The following is a 10,847-nucleotide window of genomic DNA, read 5'->3' as shown; positions in this document are numbered from 1 at the left end:
TTTTAGCCCTTACTCTTTTTTATTATTCTTTTTTAAACAGGCTCTCATTTGTTCTAAAATATTTTCAAAGTTTTTAAACTAAAACTAATGTGACTAATGTGTTAAAAAAATATCCCACATTTCTGCAGGACATTTTTAATATTGTATAGGAAACTCTTAGTGACCTTTGTTTCCATCGATTCCGTGCGCATGACCGTGAGACAACTCCTCTTCTGTTGCAGGACGAGTATTTAAAATTTCCACCTGGAAATCTAAAACTTTCCCAGCCATTGGATGGTTAAGATCTGCTACAACAACTTCCGGAGTAACTTCTACTACAAAAGCCTGGAAATTATTTCCTTGGTTATCAGATAAAGGCAAAATAGCTCCGATTGGCGGAACTCCAGATTCTGCAAACATATCGATTGGCAATTGTGCGATAGCATCATCTTGCTTTTCACCGTAAGCTTCTTCCGGCTGAATCACAAAAGCAGCTTTATCACCAGCTTTCAAACCGTGGATATTTTGCTCAAATTTAGGAATCATCATTCCCAAACCATATAAAAATGTAAGTGGATTTTCTTCAGTTGTTTCTTCTACAAGAGTTTTGGTTCCATCCTCTTCGATAGTGTGAAGAATATACTTTACAGCTACCACATGATTGTTTTCGATTGTCATATTTTTTCTTTTTTTCGTGAATTCCTATCACGATTAACGGCACAAATATACTCTTTTTAAGAGAATTGATTAAGGAAATACATGTAAAGAATAATCTTCAACATATTACTTCCTATTTTTTGATTCTTCTCTTTTTTTCTGTCTTAAAACATACAGATACAGACTTTCAACTTTCGCTCTCGCCCAGTCTGTTTTTCGTAAAAACTTCAATGACGAATTAATACTCGGATTATCTGTAAAACATTTGATATTAATTTGTTTTCCTAATTCCTCAAATCCCTGATAATATTCTACCAACTCTTCAAGAATGGCATCAAGTCTTTTTCCGTGTAAAGGATCTTTTGATTTTTGTTCCATAACGCAGTAAAATTAAAATATTTTATCCGACTTATCTACTAAAATTGTTTAAACTCTTAAACTTTAGTATTTTTGAAGATATTTCTTACCTATAAAAATTACTCATTCCAAAAATCAATATGAGCAAAAATAACGAAGCGAACAGGAAAAAAAATAAAAAGAAAATCGACCAGAAAAAGCGTAGAATACAAAATGCGGAAGCAGAAAGAAAAGCACGTTTAAAACAAATTCGAGAAGACTTTAAAGCAAGAGAAGCCGATTCTAAACAATAAATCCGTTTAGACTTTATTAATTTGCATGCTCTGCATTTTCTTTCGAGTCAGTCTTCCCTTTATTTTTTTCCAGAATATTTTCTGTCATTTTTTTATAATCTTCAGTTTTCATAATAACAATATTGTTATTTGAATTCCAAATACTTGTAAACTTTTTAGAAATAGTAATATAACTTCCCCAATCTGTAAGATTCTGATAGAGCATTAATGTGCAAATGTCTGTAGGTGTAATTGCCTGCCAATTCTCAATAACATGAGAATGGATTCCACTTATTGTTTTTCCTATTTTTTCATCATTAATATTTTGAGCGATCATGCTGTTATGAAGTTTTTCAACATTTTTAACTTCATTTTTATTATTAAAAGTGATCAAATAATCATTTCCAAAAATAACAACGTTATCTACAGATGGTCCCGTTAAAACATAGACCTTTTTTATATTCTTTTTAATGAGAGGAACAATGTTAAAGCTTGTATTCTTATAAGACTTGAATATCGTATCTGTTTTAATTCTCGCTAAAGCATTTTGTCTTATGGTAAAATATTCTGTCTCTGTAGGTGTAAAATCTCTTTCTTTCAAATCTAGCTTTGCATTTTGCGGATTATAATTCGTGGGAAAAGCGATGGTTCCAATAACTTTGTTTTCTTTTGAAAAGAAAATACATTTGGGAACAGATTCATCTATATAAGAAAAGTATCCTCCAACATTTTCCATTTGTTCATAATTAGCTCTGAAAACATCTGTTCCATACCAACTTGCCATTTCGCTGCGGTACAAAGCAATTCCTTCTTCATTAATCTCTTTCGAAAGTTTTTCCAGATTTTGAGCTTGAAAAGAAACTGCAAGCAAAATAAAAAGTACAGCAATAATATTTTTCATACAATTAGTTTTTCCAAAAATAGGGAATAACATTTTTATTTAGAAATTTTACTTTGCCTTTTTAGTTTCTTACATTTACATTATGAAAATCCTCCACACCGCCGATTGGCATTTGGGTAAACGTATCGACCGTTTTTCAAGACTTGAAGAACAAGTTTTGGTGATGAACGAAATCGTTGAAATTGCCGATGAACAAAATGTTGATCTGGTTTTAATTGCCGGAGATTTGTTTGACAATTTTAATCCGAGTGTTGAGGCGACGGAACTTTTTTATAAAACTTTAAAACGTTTATCATTAAATGGAAAACGCCCTGTTATTGCTATTTCCGGGAATCATGATTCGCCAAGTTTGATTGATGCACCCGATCCTTTAGCGCGCGAATGCGGAATTATTTTAATCGGACATCCGAAAGCGACAATCAATCCATTTGAGCTTGAACATTTTAAAATTTTAAAATCAGCAGAAGGTTTTATTGAATTGGAATTTAAAAATCAAGATTTTCCTGTCAGAGTTTTGCACACGCCTTATGCAAACGAAATTCGTTTAAAAGAATATTTCGGAGAGAATAAAGAAGAGGAACTCAATAGAGTTTTGGCCGAAAACTGGAAAAAAACGGCTGATGAATTTTGCGATCAAAATGGTATTAATCTTTTGATAACGCATTTGTATATGAACAAAAAAGGCGCTCCGATTTTGGAAGAACCGGAAGGTGAAAAACCAATTAAAATCGGAAATGCAGACCTAGTTTTTTCAGATATTATTCCGCATCAGATTCAATATACGGCTTTAGGACATTTGCATGGTTTTCAAAATATAGGAACCGACGAAAAGCCTGTTGTCTATTCATCTTCACCTTTGTGCTACAGCTTTAGCGAAGCCGGACAAACAAAGTACGTTTCCATTATTGAAGCAGAACCAAATAAGACAGTTTCATTCGAAAAAATTGCTTTACAAAATGGTAAAAAACTTGTCAGAAAAACGTTTGACTCCATTGAAAATACAATTGAATGGCTGAAAGAAAATCCAAAAACTTTAGTTGAATTAACCTTAGAAAGTGAAACTTTTTTAAAAGCCGAAGAAAGAAAACTCATCTATCAGTCTCATAACGGAATTGTACATCTCATTCCGAAAGTTAAAAATCAGGATTTTAATGAAAATCAATTAAGTGAAATCAACCTGAGTCAGGATATTCAAACCTTATTTAACAATTATTTTAAATCTAAAAACGGCGGCCAGGAAGCCAATGAAGAACTTATTAATTTGTTTAACGAAATTGTTAGTTCTGATAAATAATCTAATTTTATTAAACCATTAAGATGGATTTAAGAAGTTAAGTTTTTTAAGAAAAATAAATTTCTTAAGACAAATCTTACTTTGCTTGCAAAAACTTAATTATTCTCAACTTCTTAAATGTTCTTAATGGTTCAAATTACAATCTTTTTTAGTTCTTAATTTATTATTATGATTCCAATTCAACTGACTTTAGAAGGTCTTTATTCTTATCAGGAACGTCAGAAAATCAATTTTGAAAATCTTACGGAAGCTGGTCTTTTCGGAATTTTCGGTTCTGTTGGCTCCGGGAAATCTTCTATTTTGGAAGCCATTTCGTTTGCGTTGTACGGCGAAACGGAACGTCTCAATTCAAGAGACAAGCGTGCTTATAATATGATGAATCTGAAGTCGAATAAATCTTACATTGAATTTGATTTCATCAATTTTGAAAACAAAAAATTCCGTGCTACAAGAGAATTTAAACGTAATTCTAAAAACTTTGAAGATGTAAAAACTCCGACCGTCACTTTCTATGAATGGAAAAATGAAAACTGGATTCCGCTGGAACATTCCAATGCTGAAAAACTTATTGGTTTGAGTTATGCCAATTTTAAGCGAACCATTATTATTCCTCAAGGTCAGTTTAAAGAATTCCTGGAATTGGGAGCAACTGACCGAACGAATATGATGAAGGAAATTTTCAGTCTTCAGCGTTTTGATCTGCAGAATAATGTTTCAGTTTTAAACTCAAAAAACAGATCAGAACTTGATCAGCTGGAAGGTCAATTGAAGGGTTTTGAAGAAGTTAACGAAGAGCAAATTTTGATTCAGAAAGACAATTTAAAAATTGAACAGCAAAAATTTGAAGATGTAAAAATTCAGTTTAAAAAAATTGAAGAAAAATATAGTAAACTAAAAAGTCTAAAAGAGGATTTTGAAATTTTAAATCAGAAAAAATCTGAGTTTGAGAAACTGAATCAACAGAAAACAGAAATCGATATTTTAGAAACAAAAACTGAAGTATTTGACAAGGTTTTCAGAATTTTCACACCGATTATTTCTGAAAAAAATAAGCTTCAAAAAGAGATTTCAGAACAGCAAAAAAATAAAGAAAATCAGTTTAAAATTGTACAGGAAACTGAAATTCGGTTTGAAAATGTAAAAAATAAACTTTCTGCAATTCAGCCAAAATATGAAGCATTAAATCAATCTAAAATTCAGGAAAATGATCTGAGCTTGATTTTACAAATGCAGAAATTTTCGGGAGAAATTGAAACCTTAAAGGAACGAACAAAAAATGGTTCGGAAAAAGTAAAAGAAGTTGAAGAAAATCAAAAAATAATTCAACAAAAAATTGAAGAATTTTCAAAAAACACAGAACTTTTAAAACCTAAAAAATTAGATCCCAGCTTATTATTAAATGTTGGAAATTGGTTTTCTGAAAAGAAAAAATTAGATGAATCTTTAGAAAATCAAACTAAAAAATTTAAAGATAAAAAAGCTGAAATAGAAAATATTTCAGAAACATTAAAACCTTTCGAGATTAATCCTGTGACTTTTAGAAATGATTTTAAAATTCAGATTGACAGTTTAGAAAATCAGAAAAAAACACTTTCTGAAAAGCGAAATCATCTTGAAGTGCAGCAAAAGCTGGCTCATTTTGCCAACGAATTGCACGACGGAGAATCTTGTCCGCTTTGTGGCGCTTTGGAACATCCAAATATTGTAGAATTTGATGATGTGAATACTGAACTCAATGAAATTCAGAAAAAAATTGAGCAGATTGAAATTCAAAAAGATCAGATTCAAAAACAATCTTTAGAAATTGAAAAAATTCTTGACCGAAAAAAGATTTTTGAGGAACAAATGAAATCAGAAGAAGAAAATTTAAAACTAATTCAAACTCAAATTGAAGAACATTTAAAAAACTTTAACTGGACGGAATTTAATGCAGAAAATCAAAATGATTTTGAAGAAAAAAGACAACAATCTTTTGCTATTGAAAAACAAATTGATGAGCTAAACCAACAAATCGGGTTGGAACAAAAAAATCTTGAAAAAGAGCGAGAAAATCTTAATAATTACAATAAAGCTTTAGAAAAATTCAGGATTGATGAGGCAAAAAAAGAAGAACAGATCAAAACGAATCAAGCTCATTTAAAACTTTTAAGCTGGCTTGATTACGAGAAAAAACCAATCGATGAAACCGTAGAAGTTTACAATAAATTATCACAGTCAAATCGTGAGACTGAAGAAAATTATCAAAAACTAAATAAGGAAAAAGAAGAAATTTCGCCAAAATTAGCTGAGCAAAAAACAATTGTTGACCAGTTAGAAAAACGGATTTCAGAATTGGAAAAAGAAATTTCTGATAATAAAATCCTGATTGAAAATTCTTTATCAGAACAGAAATTCAACACTTTAGACCAAATCCAGCAAATTCTTGCACAGGAAATCAATGTTCAGGAAACGAGAAACCAGATTCAGCAATTCAGAATTCAATTTGAAATTGTAAAAAACGACATTCTTAATCTGGAAACCAAACTCAAAGACTTTTCATTTGACGAAAATCAATTTACAGAAACCGAAAATCAATTCAAAACTTTTGAAAATGATTTAAAAACAGCAAACGATTCTGTAGTAAAAATCACGAGTGAAATTGAAAGACTTGAAAAAGAATTCAGGAAAAAAGAAGATTTACTGAAAGATCTATCTCAACTTCAAAAGCGTGCAGAAAATCTAAAAATCATGACCAATCTCTTTAAGGGAGCAGGTTTTGTACAATATGTTTCATCAATTTATCTTCGTCAATTGTGTGATCATGCGAATGTACGTTTTCATCGAATGACGAGAAATCAGCTGAGTTTACAGTTGAATGAAAGCAATGATTTTGAAATTATCGATTATCTGAATGAAGGACGCAGCCGAAGTGTGAAAACACTTTCCGGAGGACAGGCTTTTCAGGTTTCGTTGAGTTTGGCTTTGGCTTTGGCAGAAAGTGTACAAACGAATGCGCAATCTGAGAAAAATTTCTTTTTCATCGATGAAGGCTTCGGAACTCAGGATCTGGAATCTGTGAATATCGTATTTGAAACACTGATGAATCTTCAGAAAGAGAACAGAATTGTGGGAATTATTTCGCACGTTGAAGAACTGAAAGAAAAAATTCCGGTTTCGCTGAATATTACGAAAGATGAAGAACGCGGAAGTTTGATTGAGATTGTTTAGTTTTTTGACAATTAAGAAGATAAAAGAGAATAGAACAAAGATAAAAGACTTACAATCAAGCTGTATTAATTTGAAAATATATCATTAATTATTTTTTAGAACTTAAATCACATTAGATTTAATATTTTTAGAACACATGAGTTGAAAATCAAAGATTTTCAATTTTTGTTTACATTTGAATCATTAAAAATTATCATGCAAAATTTACCACTTACTTTAAAACCCGGAAAAATAAAAAATACCATTCTTATTCTCGTTAGTACTGCTTTTATAGTTTTAGGAATTTCACTTTTAGAAAAAAATATGCTGATTGCAGTTTTAAATATTTTCTTTTTCGGGATCTGTCTTATTATTTTTGTAATCAATATGATTCCCAATGCATCTTACCTGAAAATCGATGAAAGAGGAATTGAAATGAAAAATCTTTTCAAAATAACCTTCATTCCTTGGCAGTCCGTGAGTGGTTTTAAAACTAAATTTATTTTTGTTAATAAATTGGTCACTTTTACCATCGATGAAAAACTTCTGGAAAACTCTAAAATGAAAGGAAAATCCGGAGCTTTTCCGGATACGTACGGAATGTCTGCAAAAAATCTTGCTAACCTTCTAAATGAATATAAGTCTCAATTTCCGACTCTTTAAATTCAATGAAAAAATTAGTTCCTCATATTATTTTAATTCCGTTGTTGCTCTCGATTCCGATAGTTTCATCACCGGATTTTGACGGAACATTATCGGTGTTCAGAGTTTCGCCGTTCCAAAGAGAATTTATACGATTTGTACTCGTTATTTTTTTCTTTTATCTGAATCTTAATATTTTTCTTCCTAGATTTTATGGCAAAAAAAGATTTTTAGCATTTACAATTTGTATCTTCATAAGTTTCGGATTGATGGTTGCACTTCCCTATCTTTTGACTTCGGGAAATTTTTTCTCACAAAATCCACCACCGATGGAAATGAAAAATCCGATGCCTTCAGGAAATATGCCACCGCCGATGGACGGGAAACAACATTTTCCACAATTTGGTCCACAAAATGACGCCTCCTATCATCAAATGATCTTTTCTTCGGTTTTACCATTTTTATTTTCGTTTTTATCCTCGCTTTTCATCTTTAGAAATAACGAAAAAAAGGAACTTGAGCGTTCAAAAGCCAAAGCCGAATTATTAAACTTAAAATATCAGCTACAACCGCATTTTCTGTTTAATATTCTAAATTCTATCTATTCTTTGGCATTATTAAAATCTGATGATGCACCGAATGGAATTTTAAAACTTTCCAACGTGATGCGTTACGTCGTTCAGGAAAGCAGTAAAGATTTTGTGGATTTATCGAAAGAAATTGAATATATTAAAGATTATATTGCTCTTCAATTGATACGAACAGATAGCAGTCTTGACTTTAAATACACCGAGATTGGAGATTTGAAAAACCTAAAAATCGCACCGTTTATTTTGGTCAATTTCATTGAAAATGCTTTCAAATATGGTTTTAATGCTGAAGAAAATTCAAAAATATCAATAAAAGTAATTGTTCAGGAAGGTGTTTTAAATTTTGTGGTTTTTAATAAAATTGTCAACACCCACGTTAATGAAGAAAACAGTCTTAAAGTGGGTTTAAAAAATACTTTCGAACATTTGAATCAGGTTTATCCTGAAAAACATACTATCAAAATCAATGAAAATGATGAGACTTATGAAGTAGATTTAAAAATCAGTTTAATCTAAAAATCAGCGAAAATATGATTAGAGCCATTGCCCTCGATGACGAAATTCTTGCCCTTAGAATTATTGAAAATTATGCTGATAAAATTGAAAACCTGACTTTAGAAAAAGTTTTTAATAAACAAAGTGATGCTCAAAAACATCTGAACAAATTTCCTGTAGACCTTATTTTTTTAGATATTGAAATGCCTTCCAAAAACGGATTAGATTTTTACAAAAATATTTCTCAACATACCAAGGTCATCTTCACAACCGCTTATTCTGAGTATGCAGTTGATGCATTCAATGTTAATGCAATAGATTATTTGCTTAAACCTTTTTCGTTTGAAAGATTTAAAGCCGCAGTAGAAAAAGTAAAAAACAATACTGAAAATAATGATGTGAAACATCTCTCAATTCGTGCAGATTATAAACTTCACAAAATCAACTTTAATGATATTCTTCTCATAGAAGGTTTGGATGATTATATTCAAATTCATCTGAAAGATTTTACGAAAATTACCGCAAGATCTTCTATGAAAAACATTCTAGAAAAGCTTTCTGAAAAAGATTTCATTCGTGTTCACCGTTCGTATATCGTCCCTATTCAAAATATTAAAACAATTGTCAACCGCAATATTCATATAGGAGATTTTATTATTCCGATTGGCGAAACTTATAAGGATGAAGTGATGAGAATTGTGAATAGATAATTTCTTTATTATTTTTTTATCATCATTATCTAGAACTACCTAAAGACATCAAAGAAAGGGAATTTCAAATTATAATCCGATTCTTACGAAGAAACTAATCTCACAAAAAATGTTTTGTTGTTCAGTAGAAATCTCTACAATTCTAATTTGGCCTGATTTAAAGGGGCATTTTATAATCAAAGGCTTTCATCAATAATTCATAAAATCTGTTGCGGCTATTACAGATGCTACAAAAACGTTGACTTTTAATTATTCTCAGAGAGATTTTTTGGAGGGTTTTAATGTTAAATTTGATCTGAATTGTGATGTTTATTACTTCTTTGATGAGTATATGATTCTTTATATTTCTAGAGTTAAAAAAATTATTAATCTGCTCGATTTTACAACAATAAAGTTTTCTTTCATTCAAGAACTCTCTTTTTTATCTATCATTTTAATTATTTCCATTGCTTTACAATAATGTTTTTGTAAAAAAAATACATTTTTAATGTTAATTACACATTATGTTAAACGCTATAGATTTAACATAAATACATCTAAAAATACACTTTAAACAACTCACACTAACCATCTATTTTACAACGCTTTGAATCATTTTAAATTCGTTTCTTTCACTCTTTAAAAATTAAATCAATGTTTGAAAATTGGTTTAAAAATAAATTATTAGTGTTAATTGGATCAGTTCCAATTGGTATTGCAGTAAATCGAGTACTTGAAATAGGTAATTTTATTTAGAAAATTTTAATTTAAACTGAATATGAAAAAACTTCTACTAGCTTGTATGCTGACACTAGGTGTCGGCGTATCTTCACAAATTACTTATTCCACTGGTTGGAATTCAATTGATCTTGACTCTTGGACGACTAGTGGTACATCAGGAACATTTAGTAACACTGCTTCAAGCCCTTGCGCTGGAACAGGGAGCGCGAGGGCAAATAATTTTTACAACAAAATCTCTTATCTGGTATCTCCCGCCTTAACGGGAACTAATGGAGGAGATCTCACGGTAAATTTTGCGTATAAAGTAACCACATTTTCAAGTACTAGTACTGGAGCATCTTCGGCAGATTTTGGAACGTTGAAACTTCAATGGGCAACAGCAGTTGGGGGACCTTGGATTACTGCCTATACATTAGATTCTTCTAATCATGTGGTATCTGCTTCTTGCGCAACAAAGTCTGCAGTGATTTCAGGTTTACCTGCTTCTGGTAATATTTATCTAAGATTTGAAGCACAATCGGGCTCAACAACTGCAGATAATTATGTGTATATTGATGATGTTTCTGTGTCACAGGGAGCTACGCCGTCTTGTTTGTCACCATCACCTATCATGGCTGATAATATCACAGCTAATTCAGCTCTTATTTCATGGACGGCTTCGACATCTAATCCTACAAATGGATATGATTTGTATTATAATAGTACCGGAGCTGCACCTACTTCTACTACTATGCCAAGTTATAGTAATATTACTGGGCTTTCTCAATCATTATCTTCTTTATCTTCTTCAACATTTTATTATGTATGGGTGAGGTCGAACTGTACAAGTACAGAACATAGTGCATGGGCTGCATATAATTTTTATACTAAACCAGATAATGATGAGTGTTCTAATGCTAAAGTTTTAACGGTTAATAGTGATTTATTATGCGGAGTTACTTCTTCAGGGGCTACTAATGGAGCTTCAGCTTCCTCAGATTTAGCTCCTACTTGTGGTGCTACAGGTACTAATGATGATGTATGGTTCAAATTTACAGCAACTAA

The 10,847-nt window shown here is 31.1% G+C and carries 10 protein-coding genes; 7 read left to right on the top strand and 3 right to left on the bottom strand.

Annotated features, from left to right (window positions below):
* Positions 1-156: 156 nt before the first annotated feature.
* Positions 157-657 (bottom strand): FKBP-type peptidyl-prolyl cis-trans isomerase, encoded by a 501-nt coding sequence (locus tag OEW74_RS19135; RefSeq protein WP_265429997.1) that lies wholly within the window; start codon positions 655-657, stop codon positions 157-159.
* Positions 658-762: 105 nt separating this feature from the next.
* Positions 763-1,014, bottom strand: a complete 252-nt coding sequence (locus tag OEW74_RS19130) for a VF530 family protein (RefSeq protein WP_265429996.1) — start codon at positions 1,012-1,014, stop codon at positions 763-765.
* Positions 1,015-1,133: 119 nt separating this feature from the next.
* On the opposite strand from OEW74_RS19130, the gene OEW74_RS19125 reads away from it, so the two are divergent.
* Positions 1,134-1,286 carry a hypothetical protein gene (locus OEW74_RS19125; RefSeq protein ID WP_265429995.1) on the top strand — a complete coding sequence of 51 codons (153 nt, stop codon included), beginning with the start codon at positions 1,134-1,136 and terminating at the stop codon, positions 1,284-1,286.
* 16 nt (positions 1,287-1,302) lie between these two features.
* On the opposite strand, the gene OEW74_RS19120 is transcribed toward OEW74_RS19125, so the two are convergent.
* Positions 1,303-2,166 (bottom strand): hypothetical protein, encoded by an 864-nt coding sequence (locus OEW74_RS19120; RefSeq protein ID WP_265429994.1) that lies wholly within the window; start codon positions 2,164-2,166, stop codon positions 1,303-1,305.
* A gap of 82 nt (positions 2,167-2,248) precedes the next feature.
* On the opposite strand from OEW74_RS19120, the gene OEW74_RS19115 reads away from it, so the two are divergent.
* The 6 genes from OEW74_RS19115 to OEW74_RS19090 all read left to right on the top strand — a co-directional run.
* Entirely contained in the window at positions 2,249-3,460 is a 1,212-nt protein-coding gene (locus OEW74_RS19115) for a metallophosphoesterase family protein (protein WP_265429993.1), read from the top strand.
* A gap of 168 nt (positions 3,461-3,628) precedes the next feature.
* The gene (locus OEW74_RS19110; RefSeq protein ID WP_265429992.1) at positions 3,629-6,667 is read left to right on the top strand and encodes an AAA family ATPase; all 3,039 of its coding nucleotides are present in this window, start codon (positions 3,629-3,631) and stop codon (positions 6,665-6,667) included.
* Between the two features lie 195 nt (positions 6,668-6,862).
* Positions 6,863-7,309 (top strand): STM3941 family protein, encoded by a 447-nt coding sequence (locus OEW74_RS19105; RefSeq protein WP_265429991.1) that lies wholly within the window; start codon positions 6,863-6,865, stop codon positions 7,307-7,309.
* Positions 7,310-7,314: 5 nt separating this feature from the next.
* Complete coding sequence (locus tag OEW74_RS19100; protein ID WP_265429990.1) at positions 7,315-8,394, top strand: sensor histidine kinase; 1,080 nt, start codon at positions 7,315-7,317, stop codon at positions 8,392-8,394.
* Between the two features lie 14 nt (positions 8,395-8,408).
* Complete coding sequence (locus OEW74_RS19095) at positions 8,409-9,083, top strand: LytR/AlgR family response regulator transcription factor (RefSeq protein WP_265429989.1); 675 nt, start codon at positions 8,409-8,411, stop codon at positions 9,081-9,083.
* A gap of 781 nt (positions 9,084-9,864) precedes the next feature.
* Positions 9,865-10,847, top strand: a 983-nt coding sequence (locus OEW74_RS19090; RefSeq protein WP_265429988.1) for a fibronectin type III domain-containing protein, incomplete at its 3' end; no start/stop codon positions are given.

Origin of the sequence: Chryseobacterium sp. YIM B08800 (assembly GCF_026163565.1) — a bacterium.
GTDB lineage: Bacteria > Bacteroidota > Bacteroidia > Flavobacteriales > Weeksellaceae > Chryseobacterium.
This window is presented reverse-complemented; position numbering and strand designations above follow the sequence as displayed.